This is a genomic window from Xanthomonas sp. NCPPB 1128, from assembly GCF_001043115.1.
GTDB lineage: Bacteria > Pseudomonadota > Gammaproteobacteria > Xanthomonadales > Xanthomonadaceae > Xanthomonas_A.
Genome location: NZ_LFME01000016.1, coordinates 15,939 through 33,363, shown reverse-complemented (window position 1 = coordinate 33,363; position 17,425 = coordinate 15,939). Strand labels below are relative to the sequence as shown.

At 65.2% G+C, this 17,425-nt stretch carries 8 protein-coding genes and 1 tRNA gene; all 9 read left to right on the top strand.

What is annotated here, in order from left to right:
* The first annotated feature begins 456 nt into the window (after positions 1–456).
* The 9 genes from ACP93_RS11465 (at position 457) to ACP93_RS11430 (ending at position 17,403) form a co-directional block, all read left to right on the top strand.
* A complete protein-coding gene (locus ACP93_RS11465) occupies positions 457–3,618 on the top strand; it encodes an alpha-1,4-glucan--maltose-1-phosphate maltosyltransferase (protein ID WP_048490823.1) in 3,162 nt (1,053 codons plus the stop codon).
* Positions 3,615–6,968: a maltose alpha-D-glucosyltransferase gene (gene treS, locus ACP93_RS11460; RefSeq protein ID WP_048490822.1), complete on the top strand. Its 3,354-nt coding sequence runs from the start codon at positions 3,615–3,617 to the stop codon at positions 6,966–6,968. Before ACP93_RS11465 ends, treS begins: the two co-directional genes overlap by 4 nt.
* Positions 6,965–9,148: a 1,4-alpha-glucan branching protein GlgB gene (gene glgB / locus ACP93_RS11455; protein WP_048490821.1), complete on the top strand. Its 2,184-nt coding sequence runs from the start codon at positions 6,965–6,967 to the stop codon at positions 9,146–9,148. The genes treS and glgB overlap by 4 nt, the downstream gene beginning before the upstream one ends.
* Before the next feature lie 351 nt (positions 9,149–9,499).
* Positions 9,500–9,575, top strand: a tRNA-Ile gene (locus tag ACP93_RS11450).
* 176 nt (positions 9,576–9,751) lie between these two features.
* The gene (locus tag ACP93_RS11445) at positions 9,752–10,960 is read left to right on the top strand and encodes a tyrosine-type recombinase/integrase (protein ID WP_048490820.1); all 1,209 of its coding nucleotides are present in this window, start codon (positions 9,752–9,754) and stop codon (positions 10,958–10,960) included.
* Positions 10,961–11,088: 128 nt separating this feature from the next.
* Positions 11,089–12,246: a cysteine desulfurase family protein gene (locus ACP93_RS21160; protein WP_082143440.1), complete on the top strand. Its 1,158-nt coding sequence runs from the start codon at positions 11,089–11,091 to the stop codon at positions 12,244–12,246.
* Between the two features lie 73 nt (positions 12,247–12,319).
* A complete protein-coding gene (locus ACP93_RS11440; RefSeq protein ID WP_082143443.1) occupies positions 12,320–13,240 on the top strand; it encodes a DUF4007 family protein in 921 nt (306 codons plus the stop codon).
* Positions 13,233–16,568, top strand: a complete 3,336-nt coding sequence (locus ACP93_RS11435) for an ATP-binding protein (protein WP_048490818.1) — start codon at positions 13,233–13,235, stop codon at positions 16,566–16,568. The genes ACP93_RS11440 and ACP93_RS11435 overlap by 8 nt, the downstream gene beginning before the upstream one ends.
* Positions 16,561–17,403, top strand: coding sequence for a phosphoadenosine phosphosulfate reductase domain-containing protein (locus ACP93_RS11430; RefSeq protein ID WP_048490817.1), 843 nt, complete (start codon positions 16,561–16,563; stop codon positions 17,401–17,403). Before ACP93_RS11435 ends, ACP93_RS11430 begins: the two co-directional genes overlap by 8 nt.
* Positions 17,404–17,425: the final 22 nt, after the last annotated feature.

Below are 17,425 nucleotides of genomic sequence, written 5' to 3'. Positions count from 1 at the left end.
GGAAAGCGGCACGCGGCGTGCGTGATGGAAACAGGTCCATGACGCTTTGAGGCTGAACCGCTGCGGATCTGCGCACGACCGGTGCCACGCTCGCTGCAGATCAGATGCCTGCACGCACGCGTGAGTGTCAGCACCGCGTGAATGTTTGCTGTGTCGTGCATCGCGCCTGGCGTCTCGCGGCGTGCGCCGCCACACCCTGCCACCCCGCGTCGCATCCCATGCACGCGTATTTAATGTCATCCACACATTCCATTTGCGGCGTTCGTGGTCTTGTGGCGCGGCTGCATCGCATCGCGCGGACCGGGTGCGCCGGCGCCATCGCGCGTTCTTGACGCGCGATGGCGTGCAGGCCCATCCCGTTCCGATGCCATTGCCATGCGACGGCGCGATCGGCGCTGCCGGCAACGGCGCGTAGAGGCGACGTGTCCTTCTCATTCGTCGAACGGGATCTTCCGAATGCATGTCTGCCTGCTGTCCCCTTTTCCCCTTCATGATGCGGCCGCGCTGGAGGCGGCCATGGCGGCGGCGCAAGCGCAGGGCTGCGATCACATCGTCTTACCCAGTCCGTTCGCGCAGGACGCGGACGGGCGCCTGCACGACCCGGCTGTCGACGACGCCGCAGGTCAGGCACAGGTGCGCAAGTGGATCCAGCGTGCCGAGCAGCACGGCCTGCGGGTCGTGCTGGATCTGCGCATCGACGAGATCGGCGGCGGCAGCCGCCTGCTGCAGGAACATCCGCACTGGTTCCGCGCGCGCAGTTCGGCGCTGCCGGACCCGCGCGCCGAACGCGCTGCGCCAGACATTGCGGTGGGCCGTTTCGCCTCGGCGGAAGAAGGGGCGGGGCTGGCGCATTGGTGGAGCGGGCGCTTGGTCGATTGGCTGCGCAGCGGAGTTGCTGGCTTTCGCATACTGCAGCCGCAGCGCGTACCGGCGTCGCTGTGGCGCACCCTGATCGACGAGGTGCATGCACAGGCGCCGCAGGCGCGGCTGCTGGCGTGGACGCCCGGATTGGGCCTGGATGCCTTGCGCGGCCTGGCCGGCGCCGGCTTCGATGCCGCGTTCTCCTCGCTGGCCTGGTGGGACGGTCGCGGCGACTGGTTCTTCGACGAAGATAGCGCCCTGCGGGCGCTGGCGCGCCGCGTGGTCGCCACCGTCGATGCGGACGCGTCTCCGACCTCCGCATTGCCCTTGCCGCGCGCGCAGCGGCAGCGCTTGGCTGCCGCGTTCGGCGGTGCCTGGGCGATCGCCGCGCAGGATACCCAGACGGAACACGAGCAGCCCGAGCATGCGCAGCAGGTGACATCCGAGCGCGACGTGTCCACACCTGCAGCGTCGCTGCCCGATGCCAGCGCTTCGCTGCGCTTGCGCCCACTGCTGCGCGATGGCGCGCTGACCGCGGTGGCGGTGGAGCCGCTGCACGGCGCGCCGTGGCTGGTGCTGCTCAACAGCGACCGCGACCACCTGCTGCCGGTACCCGGCCCGGCGCTGCTGCGCCTGCTCGGCGATAGCGAGGGCCTGCTCAGCGACCATGGCGAGCCGATCCAGGGCGAGCAGGGCGGCACCCTGGAAGCGGGCGAGGTGCGCATCTATCGCAGCCTGCCGTCGCGCCCGGTGCTGACCGCGGCGCGCGCCCGCACACCGGCCGAGGTCGCCGCCGGCGAGGCACGGGTGTGCATCGAGGCGGTGACGCCGTCGGTGGACGACGGCCGCTTTCCGGTCAAGCGCACGGTCGGCGACCGGATCTGCGTCGAAGCCGATGCGTTCTGCGATGGCCACGACCGCATCGCCGTCGCCCTGTTGTGGCGCGCTGCCGATGCGCGTACCTGGTCCAGCGCGCCGATGCGCGCGCTCGGCAACGACCGCTGGCGCGGCGAGTTCCCGCTGCAGCGGCTGGGCCGTTACGAATTCCGCATCGAGGCCTGGCGCGACATCTACGCCACGACCCATGCCGACCTGGAAAAGAAGCGCGCCGCCGGCACCTTGTTGCCGGTGGACGTGCAGGAGGCGCTGGCCCAGGTCGAGGCGGCGCGCGGGCGCAGCCGTGGCGCATTGGCGACGCGCTTGAAAGCCATCGCCACCCGTATCGCCCGCACCGACGACCTGGCCGAGAAGGCGCAACTGCTGCTCGAACCCGACACCGCCGAGGCGATGGCGCGCGCCGACGCCAAGCCGTTCCGAACCGAATACCCGATGACCTTCCGCGTCGAGGCCGAGCGCCGCGCCGCGCACTTCGCCAGCTGGTACGAACTGTTCCCGCGCTCGCAGAGCGGCGATCCGCAGCGCCACGGCACCTTCGACGACGTGATCGCGCGGCTGCCGCACATCCAGGCGATGGGCTTCGACGTGCTGTACATGCCGCCGATCCATCCGATCGGCGAGAAGAACCGCAAGGGCCGTAACAACGCGGTGACCGCCGAGCCGGGCGAACCCGGCAGCCCGTATGCGATCGGCTCGGCCGAAGGCGGCCATACCGAGGTGCATCCGGAGCTGGGCGGGCTGGAGGGTTTTCGCCGCCTGCGCGCGGCCGCGGCCGAGCACGGTCTGGAACTGGCGCTGGACTTCGCCATCCAATGCGCGCCGGACCACCCCTGGCTGCGCGATCACCCGGACTGGTTCACCTGGCGCGCAGACGGTTCCATCCCCTACGCGGAGAACCCGCCGAAAAAGTACCAGGACATCGTCAATGTCGACTTCTACGCCAGCGGCGCAGTGCCGGCGCTGTGGAACGCGCTGCGCGATGCGGTGCTGTTCTGGGTCAACGAAGGCGTCACCCTGTTCCGCGTCGACAATCCGCACACCAAGCCGTTCCCGTTCTGGGAATGGCTGATCGCCGAGGTGCGTGGGCGCCATCCGGACGTGGTGTTCCTGTCCGAGGCCTTCACCCGGCCCAAGCCGATGTACCGGCTAGCCAAGGTCGGCTTCTCGCAGTCCTACACCTATTTCACCTGGCGCCAGCACAAGGCCGAGCTGCAGGCCTACATCGAGGAGCTCAACAGCGGTGTGCCCAGCGAATGTTTCCGCCCGCACTTCTTCGTCAACACCCCGGACATCAATCCGTTGTTCCTGCAACACAGCGGGCGCAGCGGGCACCTGATCCGCGCCGCACTGGCGACCACGTTGTCCGGGCTGTGGGGTATGTACCAGGGTTTCGAACTGTGTGAGGCCACGCCGCTGCCGGGCAAGGAGGAATACCTCGACTCGGAGAAGTATCAGGTGCGCGTGTGGCCAGAACGCGCGCCGGGCGACATCGTCGATGAGATCACTCGCCTCAACCTGTTGCGTCGCCAGCATCCGGAGCTGCAGTCGCACCTGGGCACGCGTTTCTACACCGCCCACAACGACCAGGTGCTGTACTTCGGCAAGTTCCTCGATGCCGCGCACCTGGCGCGCGGCCGCAGCCTGGTGCTGGTGGCGGTGAGCCTGGACCCGCATGCGGCGCAGAACGCGCAGATCGAAGTGCCGCTGTGGGAACTGGGCCTGCCCGACCACGCCAGCGTCGCCGTGCGCGACCTGTGGGACGGCCACGACTTCGCCTGGCACGGCAAGACCCAACACATCCGCCTCGATCCGTCGCGGCCGTTCTCCCTGTGGCGCATCCGCGCCGGAGTTCCTGCATGAATGTCGCCGCGCCGTCGTCCCCCCACCTCGAGCCGCGCGCACCGGCCGGCGATGCGCGCTGGTACAAGGACGCGATCATCTACCAGGTGCACGTCAAGTCGTTCTTCGACTCCAACGACGACGGCATCGGCGACTTCCCCGGGCTGATCTCCAAGCTCGACTACATCGCCGACCTGGGCGTGGACACGATCTGGCTGCTGCCGTTCTACCCCAGCCCGCGCCGCGACGACGGCTACGACATCGCCGAGTACATGGCGGTGCATCCGGACTACGGCAGCATCGCCGACTTCCAGCGCTTCGTCGAACAGGCGCACGCGCGCGGCATCCGCATCGTCACCGAACTGGTGATCAACCACACCTCCGACCAGCACCCCTGGTTCCAGCGCGCGCGCATGGCCCCGGCCGGCTCGCCGGAGCGCGCGTTCTACGTGTGGTCGGACAGCGACCAGGACTACGCCGGCACCCGCATCATCTTCTGCGACACCGAGAAGTCCAACTGGACCTGGGACCCGGAGGCCGGCCAATACTTCTGGCACCGGTTCTACTCGCACCAGCCCGACCTGAACTTCGATAACCCGGCCGTGCTGGAAGCGGTGCTGGAAGTGATGCGCTTCTGGCTGGACCTGGGCGTGGACGGACTGCGCCTGGACGCGGTGCCGTACCTGATCGAGCGCGATGGCACCTCCAACGAGAACCTGCCCGAGACCCACGCCATCCTGCGCCGCATCCGCGCCACGCTCGATGCCGAATACCCGGACCGCATGCTGCTGGCCGAGGCCAACATGTGGCCGGAAGACACCCAGCAGTACTTCGGCGAGAACGCCGACGAATGCCACATGGCGTTCCACTTCCCGCTGATGCCGCGCATGTACATGGCGATCGCGCGCGAAGACCGCTTCCCGATCACCGACATCATGCGCCAGACCCCGGAGATCCCGGAGAGTTGCCAGTGGGCGATCTTCCTGCGCAACCACGACGAGTTGACCCTGGAGATGGTCACCGACTCCGAGCGCGACTACCTGTGGCAGACCTACGCCGCCGACCGCCGCGCACGCATCAACCTGGGCATCCGCCGGCGCCTGGCGCCGCTGCTGGAGCGCGACCGCCGCCGCATCGAACTGATGACCTCGCTGCTGCTGACCATGCCCGGCACGCCGGTGCTGTACTACGGCGACGAGATCGGCATGGGCGACAACATCCATCTTGGCGACCGCGACGGCGTACGCACGCCGATGCAATGGTCGATCGACCGCAACGGTGGCTTCTCGCGCGCCGATCCCGCCGCGCTGGTGCTGCCGCCGATCATGGACCCGCTGTACGGCTTCCAGGCGGTCAACGTGGAAGCGCAGCAGCGCGACCAGTATTCGCTGCTGACCTGGACCCGCCGCGTGCTGTCGGTGCGCAAGCGCTACCGCGCCTTCGGCCGCGGCACGCTGCGCTTCCTGTATCCGGGCAACCGCCGCCTGCTTGCCTACCTGCGCTGCCACGAGGACGAGACCGTGCTGTGCGTGGCAAACCTCTCGCACACGCTGCAGGCGGTGGAACTGGACCTGTCCGAGTTCGAGGGCCGGGTGCCGGTGGACATCCTCGGCGGCGGCAGCTTCCCTCCGATCGGGCGGCTGACCTATCTGCTCACCGTGCCGGCGTTCGGTTTCTACGCCTTCCAACTGGTGGGGAATGCCACGCTGCCGGACTGGCACGTGCCGGCGCCGGTGCCGCTGCCCGATTACCAGACCCTAGTGCTGCGCGGCGGCACCGACAGTGCCGGCCTGCAGTCGCACCTGCCGACGCTGGAGCGCGACATCCTGCCGGCATGGCTGTCCACGCGGCGCTGGTTCGCGGCCAAGGATCGCGCGCTGCGCAGCGTGCGCATCGCGCGGCGCACGCCCCTTTCCGGCGGCGACGGCCTGACCCTGCTGGAAATCGAGGCGGAACTGGACGACGGCGCGCACGAGCGCTACATCCTGCCGCTGGGCATCGTCTGGGAGCGCGAGCAGCCCAGCGTACTGGCCGAGCAGTTGGCGCTGGCGCGCGTGCGCCATGGCCGCGAGGTCGGCTACCTCACCGATGCCTTTGCGCTGAAGCCCTTCACCCTGAGCATGCTCGCCGCGCTGCGCGAAAAGGCGGAACTGCGGGTAGATGGCGAGGCCGGCCATGATGCCGGCACCGAACGCATCCGCTTCTGCCCGACGCCCGCATTGCAGCGCGTGGACATTCCGGCCGATCCGGAGATCCGCTGGCTGTCGGCCGAGCAGAGCAACAGTTCGCTGATCGTCGGCGATGCGGCGGTGTTCAAGCTACTGCGGCGCGTGTCGGCCGGCATCAACCCGGAGATCGAGATCGGCGAGCGTCTCACCACGCTGGGCTACGCCAACGCCGCACCGCTGCTGGGCCATGTCGCCCGCGTCGAGGCCGATGGCAGCGAGACCACGCTGGCCCTGCTGCAGGGCTTCGTGCGCAACCAGGGCGATGCCTGGCGCTGGACCCTGGATCACCTGTCGCGCAGTGCCGAGGAGTACGACGCCGCGCAGGACGATGCCACGCGGCTGGACATCGTAGCCAGCTACGACGCCTTTGCGGCGATCGTGGGGCGGCGCCTGGCGGAGCTGCATGCCTTGCTGGCGCAACCCACCGACGCGCCGGCGTTCGCACCGCAACCGGTGGACGCGGCCGCCGCGCAGCAGGTGGTGGACGGCGTGGCGCATGAGGTGCAGGCAATGTGGGACACGCTGCTGGCGCATCGCGAGGCCAACGATGATCCTGCCGAACACGCCGCAGTCGACAGCCTGCTGGCCGAGCGCGCTCGCCTGGATGCCTGGCTGCAGCAGGCGCCGTCGCTGTTGTCCGGCGCGCTGCTGACCCGCGTGCATGGCGATTTCCACCTCGGCCAGATCCTGGTCGCGTTCGACGACGTGGTGCTGATCGACTTCGAAGGCGAGCCGGCCAAGTCGCTGGATGAACGACGCGCCAAGGCCAGTCCGTTGCACGACGTCGCCGGTTTCCTGCGCTCGCTCGACTACGCCAGCGAAGTCTCCGCACGCGGCGAGGAAGGCACCGCGGCACGCGTGGGCGCCGGCCTGGACACCGCGCAGGAAGCGTTCCTGGCCGCGTTCCGCAGCCGCGCCAGCGCCGCGTTCCTAGCCGCCTACCGCGCCGTACTCGATGCCAGCCCGCATCCGTGGGTGGCGCCGGCCGCGTTCGAGGCCACCACCTTGTTGTTCCTGATCGAGAAGGCCTGCTATGAAATTCGCTACGAGGCCGCCAACCGCCCGGCATGGATCATGGTGCCCATACAGGGACTGTTGCGCATACTCGACCGCTTTCCCGCGCCCCAGGAGTCGATTCGATGAGTGATGCCGTCCACGTCTGGGACGACGCGACGCAACGTGCCTTCGCCACCGCACGCCATGGCGACCCGTTCGCGGTGCTGGGCGTGCATCGCCTCGGCAACGCGCGGGTGCTGCGCAGCTACCAGCCGGGCGCCGATGCGGTGCTGGCGGTGCTGGAGGACGGCAGCGAAGTGCCGCTGCAGCAGGGGCCGGAGGGCTTCTTCCATACCGAATTGCCGCACGAGGGCCGTTACCGCCTGCGCATCCGCTGGCCCGGCGGCGAGCAGGACACCGCCGACGCCTACGCCTTCGGCCCGCAGCTCAGCGACTTCGACCTGCACCTGATCGGCGAAGGCCATCACCTGCACCTGGCCGACGCGCTCGGCGCGAACGTGGTGGAGGTCGACGGCGAGCGCGGTACCCGCTTCGCGGTGTGGGCGCCCAATGCCTCGCGGGTGGCGGTGATCGGCGACTTCAACAGCTGGGACGCGCGCCGCCACCCGATGCGCCTGCGCCACCAGGCCGGCGTGTGGGAACTGTTCGTGCCTGGCGTCGGCCCCGGCGCCCGCTACAAGTTCGCCCTGCGCGGCCCGCGAGGCGAAGACCTGCCGGCCAAGGCCGACCCGGTCGCGCGCCAGGCCGAACTGGCGCCCGGCACCGCCTCCATCGTCGCCGACCCCGCGCCGTTCCAGTGGCGCGACGACGCCTGGATGGCCACACGCGCGCGCCGCCACGCCCCGCAGGCGCCGATCAGCGTGTACGAAGTGCATGCCGGCTCGTGGATGCACGCCGCCGATGGCAGCATGCTGGACTGGGACGCACTGGCCGAGCGGCTGATTCCGTACGTGGCCGACATGGGCTTCACCCACATCGAACTGCTGCCGGTCACCGAGCATCCGTTCGGCGGCTCCTGGGGCTACCAGCCGCTGGGCCTGTTCGCGCCCACCGCCCGCTTCGGCAGCCCGGAAGGCTTCGCCCGCTTCGTCGACCGCTGCCACCGCGAGGACATCGGCGTCATCGTCGACTGGGTGCCGGCGCATTTCCCCACCGACGCGCACGGCCTGGCCCACTTCGACGGCACCGCATTGTACGAACACGCCGACCCGCGCGAAGGTTTCCATCGCGACTGGAACACCCTCATCTACAACCACGGCCGTCGCGAAGTCTCCGGCTTCCTGATCGCCAGCGCCCTGGAGTTCCTGCAGCGCTACCACGTCGACGGCCTGCGCGTGGACGCCGTCGCCTCCATGCTCTACCGCGACTACAGCCGCAACGCCGGCGAGTGGGTGCCCAACATCCACGGCGGCCGCGAGAACTACGAGACCATCGCCTTCCTGCGCCGGCTCAACCAGGTCGTGGCCGACCAGGCGCCCGGCGCCATGACCATCGCCGAAGAATCCACCGCCTGGCCCGGCGTCACCGCCGACCTCGCCCACGGCGGATTGGGCTTCAACTACAAGTGGAACATGGGCTGGATGCACGACAGCCTGCACTACATCGAACTGGACCCGATCTACCGCCGCTACCACCATGGCGAGATGACCTTCAGCATGGTCTACGCGTATTCCGAGCGCTTCATGCTGCCGATCTCCCACGACGAAGTGGTGCACGGCAAGCGCTCCCTGCTTGGCCGCATGCCCGGCGACGACTGGCAGCGCTTCGCCAACCTGCGTGCCTACCTCGGCTACATGTACACCCACCCCGGGCGCAAACTGCTGTTCATGGGCTGCGAAATCGCCCAGCCCACCGAGTGGAACCACGACGCCGCGCTGCCCTGGCACCTGCTCGACCAACCGAATCACCGCGGCATCCAGCGCCTGGTCCGCGACCTCAACCGCCTCTACGCCGAGCACCCGGCGCTGCACGCCCGCGACGACGAGCCGGAAGGCTTCGCCTGGGTTATCGGCGACGACGCCGGCAACAGCCTGTTTGCCTACCTGCGCAAGGCCCGCAGCGGCGACACCCCGCTGCTGGTGGTCGCCAACCTCACCCCGCAGGTGCACCACGGCTACCGCATCGGCGTGCCCCGCGCCGGCCGATGGCGCGAACTGCTGAACTCCGACAGCGAGATCTACGGCGGCAGCAACACCGGCAACGGTGGCAGCGTGCGTGCCGAGAACATCGGCACGCATGGGCATCCGGCGTCGCTGGCGTTGACCATCCCGCCGCTGGCGGTGCTGGTGCTCGGAGTGGAGGAGTAGGGCGAGAAAGCGAAGGGGCCGCGGCTAGAGGGCGGAACGAACCGGCTGTTCGGAGAGAAGCAAGCCGTTGTGGGAGGGACTTCAGTCCCGACGCTTTCTCGACCCGCTGTCAGTACCTGCGCCGCAACCACCCGAGATGCCAAGGATGCGCGCCGATCAGGTGCAGCCCTTGGCGCCCAACGCGCTGAGCCCCCAGGCCGAGAGCAATTCTCGGCCCCGTCTACCACCCCAGGCAGACAGCCCACCACCCCGACCGGTAAACTCACGCCCGCCTCGGCGCCTTCCTCTGTATGCACGCCAGAGGCGCCAAGCCGGCGGCCGACGCATCGCCCGCCCGCTCCGGACGCGTCCGGGCCTATAGCTCAACGGTTAGAGCAGAGGACTCATAATCCTTTGGTTCCAGGTTCGAATCCTGGTGGGCCCACCAAAAAGCAGTCCAGGGGTGTCCGGATTAGTCCAAAGTTCGCAGGAAATTACCTAAAAATGGCTATTTTCAGTCCGCTGAAGTCCAGTGATGTCCAGTTGCATCCGGCAATAAAGTGAGTCACGCTGTGAGTCGTGGAGCGACAATGGGTCAATCCGACTCACAACCAGCTGACTCACATGCTCACGGATGCCAAGCTTCGCGCACTGAAACCTAGAGAGACAGCCTTTCGAGTGGCCGACTCGAATGGCCTGTGCATAGAGGTGCGTCCCACCGGCTCAAAAGTGTGGCGCTACCGCTATCGCTATGCCGGCAAGCCAAGCATCGTGACCATCGACGAATACCCGGCCATGTCACTGATGCAGGCACGCGCGGAGCGCGACAAGCTGCGCGTGCTGCTGAAGGGTGGAGCCAACCCGGCCCATGTCGCGCGCGTCGAGCGAGCCGTCCAGGCCGAGCGCATGAACACCACGTTCGGCGCCATTGGACTGGAGCTGCTGACCAAGCGCGCGAAGGAGGGCCTGAGTCCCGGCTCGGTCAAGCGCGAGCGCCGGCTGATCGAGAAAGATCTGGCGTCCATTGCCGACATGCCCATCACCGATGTGAGCGCACCCATCCTGCTGGCTGCCCTGCGGAAGCTGGAGCAGCGGGGCATCATTGAGACTGCTCATCGGGCCCGTGCCCATGCCGGCCGAGTGTTCCGCTACGCCATCGCCACGGGCCGCGCCGAAAGGAACCCGGCCGACAACCTGGCGGGTGCCCTGGAGCAGCCTCAGACCAGGCACTTCGCCAGCCTCACGGACCCCGAGCAGATTGGCGACCTGCTGCGCGCACTGTGGGCCTACCAAGGCGCTGCGGTGACGCAGGCAGCCCTCAAGCTTTCTCCCATGCTCTTCGTGCGCCCCGGCGAGCTGCGGCATGCCAAGTGGGCCGACATCGACATGGATGCCGCCGAGTGGCGCTACGTCACCAGCAAGACCAAGACCCCGCATATCGTTCCACTGTCCAGCCAGGCTGTGACCGTGCTGCAGGACCTATGGCCGCTCACCAAGCGCAGCGACTACGTGTTCCCTGGCGTTCGCAGTTCAGACAGGCCGATGAGCGAGAACACAATCAACGCCGCCCTGCGCAACCTGGGATTCGACGGCGAGACCATCGTCGGTCACGGCTTTCGCGCGATGGCGCGCACCGTCCTGGATGAGGTGCTGGGCTTCCGCCCCGACTATATCGAGCACCAACTTGCGCATGCCGTGCGCGACCCGCTGGGACGTGCCTACAATCGCACCGCACATCTGTCAGAGCGCAAAAAGATGATGCAGGCGTGGGCCGACTATCTGGACAGGTTGCGCATTGAGGGGGCGCGAGACCGGCATAGGGGAGCAGTATGATCCACTGGCAGCGCTACGACTGGCAGGCGGGCGACGTAGTGACGGCCTTCATTGCAACGGCCTATGCCAAATGTGGCAAGGTATCGCGTGCGAAGTTCGTCTCTTCCCCGTAGTTGCCAGGTCCGCTAATGAAGCCTCCGATTTACTTGGACTGTAATGCCTCAACGCAACCCGATCCCGTGGTTGTCGAAGCCATGCTTCCCTGGCTTGGAGCTACCCATGCCAATCCTCATGCCGGGCACCTGGCTGGCCAGCGAGCCGCCAAGGCGGTCGACACTGCTCTGCAGGCTATCGCGAGCCTGATTGGAGCATCCCCGAGTGAGCTGGTTATCACGTCAGGGGCTACGGAGTCGAACAACCTCGCGTTGCAAGGCGTACTTTCTCAGAATCCGAATGGCTCAAGACTTTTGCATTCCTCAATTGAACACAAGGCCGTTATTGAGGTAGGGACGCATCTAGGCACACGCGGCGTTTCAGTGGAGACCATTCCTGTCGACAGGCACGGCCGCGTCGAAGTGGAGGCTGCAACGAAGATACTTGAGTTTGGTCGCTTTGATCTTAATTTAGCTTCCGTGATGCATGCCAACAACGAGATAGGGACCATACAACCAATTGAGGAAATTTCAAATTTATTGACATCAAAAAATGGAATTTTGCATGTCGATGCTGCGCAAACGGCGGGAAGACTAAGGATTGACGTTGCTGCAATGGGAGTCGATTTATTAAGCCTTTCATCCCACAAAATGTATGGCCCCTCCGGAATTGGAGCTCTCTATATCTCGCCACGAGTCAGGAAACTAATGCAACCTCTACTTTTTGGGGGAGGGCAACAATCTGGCCTTCGCCCAGGAACTCTACCTGTGTTTCTGATAGCTGGCTTCGGAAAAGCGTGCGAAATAGTCGCAAACAGCATGGAGCGCGATGCGCTGCACACCGAAGTCCTTGCGGATTCGTTCTGTAATTTTCTCAACGAGTTCGGGGCTAACTTCAAAAAGTTCGATTGCGGCGGCCCAAACCTTCCTGGCTTGAGAAGCATTCGCTTCATAGGGGTCGATGCTGATGACCTCGTCATGCGCGCAAGTCCCAAGTTGAGCATTTCAAGCGGCTCTGCCTGCACATCGGGTTCCATTCATCGCTCACACGTTCTGCAAGCCTCGGGGTTCTCCGACGACGAGGCCCGGGAGGTCGTTCGCATCGGGTTTGGTCGCCAATCGACCACGTCTGAGGCCTACGAAGCGGCACGAATATTGGCTGACGCTGCAGCCTGTATGAGCAGGCTTGGATAGGGCGCACGTCTCTACCGCCCGCGAGGTCGGTTTCGGACTGGTGAACTCCTCCAGTCGGGCATAGAATGTGTCCATGACTCGCCACCGCGCAACATCAGCCTCGATTCCTGCCCATTTCTCGGGGCACGAGACCTTCCCCCTGCGTCAGATGTGGCTAAAAAAGGCCTACGATCAAGCTGTTGCAGGTGGCAGTATCCCGAAGGCAACGTTTACGGGCGACGATGCCATTGCTACTTTTGGGGTAGGCAAGAACATGGTTGCCTCCATCCGGCATTGGGCTCTAGCCTGTGGCGTCCTGTATGAAGAACAGGGCAACTTTCGTATTGGGAAGCTTGCTAGTGAGATCCTGCAGGATGGCGGTCTTGATCCCTATGCAGAGAGTCCATCCACGGCATGGCTTGCCCATTGGCAGCTTGCTGGCCGCTGCTTCCGTTCGACGACGTGGTACTGGTTGTTCAACAATGTGACGGCGCCGACTTTCACCCGCCAAGAGCTCGAAGAGCCTCTGGAGCGATACGCTCGCGAACTCGATCCGAAGCACCGCCTCTCAGTCTCGACGATCTCCCGAGACTTGGAGACGTGCCTGCGCAGCTATGCTCCCCGTGTAGTCGGCGGCTCGCCCGAGGACTTCGCCGAGCCGCTGCTTGGCGAGTTGGGACTACTGCAAGAGGTCCATAAAGGACAATATGCCTTCCGCCGTGGCCCGAAGGCTTCGCTGCATGATGGCATCTTCGCGTATGCCCTCGTCGACTTCTGGAACCGCGAGGCCGATGGCCAAAGCTCGCTGGCCTTCGAAACCGTCGCCTACGCGGAAGGTTCACCTGGCCGTGTCTTTAAGCTAGACGAGGAGTCGATCGCCCAACGACTGATTGCTCTCTCGGACTTCACAAGGCGCAAGCTGGAGTGGACCGACTCCGCCGGTTTACGGCAGGTCCACCGGAAGGATCTGTCCAAGGAAGACATAAAAAACATGATCAGGCGCGCTTATGACTGACAAGAAGCAACTGGCTCTGTCGGACATCGTCCAAATATCGCGCCAGTACCAGCGCTCCATCCGCGTCGATGCCGATATCGGCCGCGCCGACGCCCTTTCCGGCTACATCTGCCACGCGACCGCGTCTGCTGTGGTCGATGGGATGTGCAAGCAACTCTCGGGCACCAACCAACGTTGCTTCACCTGGACTGGCCCCTTCGGCGGTGGCAAGAGTTCGCTTGCCGTAGCCTTGGCGAGCGCGCTGCACCCTGACAAGAATCTGCGGACCAAGTCGCGCAAGGCATTGCGACTGGACTCCAAGCCTGCCTTTGACAAGGCCTTCCCCGTGCGTAAGGGGTGGCTGCTCGTGCCGGCCGTGGGCCGGCGCGGAAGCGTGGTAGCAGAGCTGCATGCGTCTCTGCGGCGAGCGCAAGGTCGCAATATCGATGGTCGCAGCAAGCCCAACGCGCAATCGCTGATCGCCGAGCTTCTCGAAGAGACCAAAAGTCGCCCCCATGACGGCGCGCTGGTCATTATCGACGAGATGGGCAAGTTCCTCGAGGCTTCCGCACTGGGCTCCGGGGACGACGTCTACTTCTTCCAAGAGCTAGCCGAAGCCGCCGCGCGCTCCGAGGGTCGCCTAGTGGTCGTGGGCGTGCTGCATCAGTCCTTTGCGCAATATTCAGCCCGCTTAGGCATCGATACCCGCGACGATTGGGCCAAAGTGCAAGGCCGCTACATCGACTTGCCCTTTGTAGCCGCGAGCGACGAGGTCGTCGAGCTCATCGGTCGCGCGATCGAAGCAAAGGATAGCCCTCCCTGGATACCCGAGGCGTCCAAGGCCATAGCCGAAGCGATCCGCTCCCGCCGCCCTGCGGTGGGGAAAGACTTCGCCAAGGCCTTGGAAGCCTGTTGGCCGCTGCATCCAGCGATGGCTGCGCTCCTGGGCCCGATCTCAAAGCGGCAGTTCGGCCAGAACGAGCGCAGCACCTTCGGTTTCCTCTCGTCTGTGGAGCCGCATGGTTTCCGCTCTTATCTGAACTCGACACTTCGCGAGGACGCGAGTTGGTATCGTCCAAGCGACTACTGGGACTACCTGCGCTCGAACTTGGAGCCGGCGATCCTAGCCTCTCCGGACGGCCACCGCTGGTCGCAAGCCGTCGAGGCGGTCGAGCGAGCCGAAGCCAAGACGGGCGATGCGTTGCTCGTCTCGCTGATCAAAAACATCGCGGTCATAGACATGTTCCGCAATGGCTCGGGACTGGCGGCCGACGCCGCGGTGATCGGCGCGCTATTCTACGACAAGACGCGCGAGGAGCTGGACGCTGCCCTCAAAAAGCTCTCCGATCTCAAAGTCGCCCTCTACAAGAATTACACCGGGGCCTGGTCTGTCTTCGAAGGCAGCGACTTCGACATCGACGCGGCCATCGCCCAAACCTTGGCCGCCTCTCCGGGCATCGACTACGGCCGCCTGGCGCAGCTCATGGGTCTGCATCCGGTCGTGGCCAAGCGGCACTACCACGAGACCGGCTCCATGCGATGGATGGAGCTCTCGCTATGCAGCATCGAGCAGGCTGAGAAAATCGCCGCGAACTACCAACCCAAGAAGGGCGAGTTCGGGACCTTCATCCTCGCGCTGCCTAGTAAAGGCATGAAGCCCAGGGACGCGCGGATACGAGCACAGGGATGCTCCAAGTTGAGCCCATGGCCCGTGATGGTAGGCATTCCTGCAAACCACGCCCGCATCGCCGAGCTCTCGTCGGAACTGGTCGCCTTGGAGCAAGTCAAAGATCGCCACGAGCTCTCAGGCGACGCCGTCGCACGCCGCGAAGTCTACGCGCGCCTAGCCGCCACCCGCGCCGACTTGGAGGACCAACTGCAAGCCGCGGTGTCGCTGGCAAAGTGGCACGACGGAACCGAGCAAATCGTCGAGCCAGGCTCCAAGCTCTCACCGGTTGCGTCGAGCCTGGCCGAAGACATGTTCGGTGATTCGCCTCCGGTGTGGAGCGAGCTAGTTAACCGCGACAGCGTGTCGAGCAACAGCGTGAAGGCGCGTCGCGACCTGTTGCACGCGATGATCAATGCAGAAGGCCAAGAGGCATTGGGATTCGAGGGCTTCCCGGCCGAGCGCGGCCTCTATGAGACGCTGCTCAAGCGTACGGGGCTGCATCGCCAAGACGCCTCTGGGGCCTGGCGCTGCATGCCGCCTGACGATGGGTTCGCCGAAGGCTTCCAAAATCTCTGGAGCGCCACGCGAGCCCTCTTCTCTGACGCGGACGCCCGCGTGGGCGCGCACGAGATCTACAAACTGTGGAGCGCACCGCCGTTCGGCATGAAGTTGGGCATCCAGCCTGTGTTCCTCACCACTTTCCTGCTGGCCCACAAGGCCAACATCGCCGTCTACAAGGATGGGATGTTCGTACCCCGGCTCACCGACTTCGACATCGACGAGTGCCTGCAAGACCCCGATCGCTTTTCGCTGCGCTGGGTGGCTATCGACGAGGACAAGAACCGGATCCTCAAAGGCATTTCCAAGCTGTTGGCCGAGATCGGCGAAAACGCCGGCGCGGCCGACCCGCTCGAGGCCGCCCGCGGCCTAGTGGCTATGGTCTTCAACCTGCCCGAATGGGCCCGGCGCACCTCGCGGCTTGGACAAACAGCCCGTGACATGCGCGACATGCTTTTGAAGGCCAGCGACCCACACAAGGTACTGTTCGTCGATCTGGCATCGCTCCTGGGCGCATCCGACGGCAAGGCTTATGTGAAGGCGCTGCGCGCGCCGCTGCAAGAACTCGCCAGCGCCTACGGAAAGATGCTTGCTGAGGTCGAAGCCAAGATGCTCGCCGCTTTGGACGCGAGCCGCGACGATTTGGAAAGCTTGCACGAGCGTGCGAAGTCCGTCTCCGGCATCTCGGGGGACTTCCAAATTGATGGCTTCGCTACGCGTTTGGTCAACTACGACGGGTCGAGAGCATCGCTCGAAGGCATCCTGAGCCTGGCAGCGGAGAAGCCGCCCCGCGATTGGGTGGATCGGCACATCGACGTCGCAATCTTGGAACTGGCGAAGTTAGCGCGCCGCTTCCGCGAATCCGAGGCGTTCGCCGCCGTGCAAGGGCGCAAGGCTCACAGCGAAGCCATCGCCGTGGTCATCGGCGCGGGCGCAGACACCAAGACGATCTCGCACTCGTTCGCTATTTCCGACCGCCATCGCAAGACCGTGGAGGCCAAGGTCCTCGAGGTCGTCTCCATGTTGGAAGGCCAAGGTTTGGGAACGGACGTCGTGTTGGCGATCCTGGCCAAGGCTGGAATGAAACTGGCGTCTATCGACAAGGAGGCAGCCAATGGCTGAGCGGCACGTCCTGGGGATCTCTGGAGGAAAGGACAGCGCGGCTCTGGCCGTCTATATGCGCGAGCGCCATCCCGAGCTCAACATCGAATACTTCTATACCGACACAGGCGAAGAGCTGCCCGAGGTCTACGAGTTCCTGGGTAAGCTTGAGGGAAAGCTTGGCAAGACGATCCTTCGGTTGAACCCTGACCGCGATTTCAGCTTCTGGCTTCGCCAATACAACCACTTCCTGCCCAATCCCAGCACCCGCTGGTGCACCCGCAAGCTAAAGCTGGCCCCGTTCGAGAACTGGGTCAGGCCGATGCTCGCGAACGGTGACAAGGTCACGTCCTATGTGGCCATCCGCGCCGATGAGGACTACCGCGATGGCTACTCGACCAAGGCCGACAACCTGTTCGTGAAGCTCCCCTTCCGCGAGGCGGGCATCGACAAGGCAGGCGTCATCGACATCTTGGAGAACTCCGGCGTCGGCTATCCCAAGTATTACGAGTGGCGATCGCGCAGCGGCTGCACCTTCTGCTTCTTCCAGCAGAAGATCGAGTGGGTGCGCCTGAGAGAGCGCCATCCGCAGGCATATGAAGATGCCAAGGCGTTGGAGAAGGACGCGTTGGAGCATGGCTCCCCCTTCACTTGGTCGAAGGGCGAATCGCTGGTAGATATGGAGCAGCCTGAACGCATTGCGGAGATCGAAGCGGAATATGAGAGCCGCCGCGCCCGCATGCGCAAGGCCATCCCCATCAATCCGCTGCGGCCTGTAAAGGCCTGCTCGGATGATATCGACGACATCTACGGGGTCGAGGACGGCAACGGCTCCTGCGCCGTCTGCCACAAGTGAAGGAAGCCGCGTCCCAATCCCC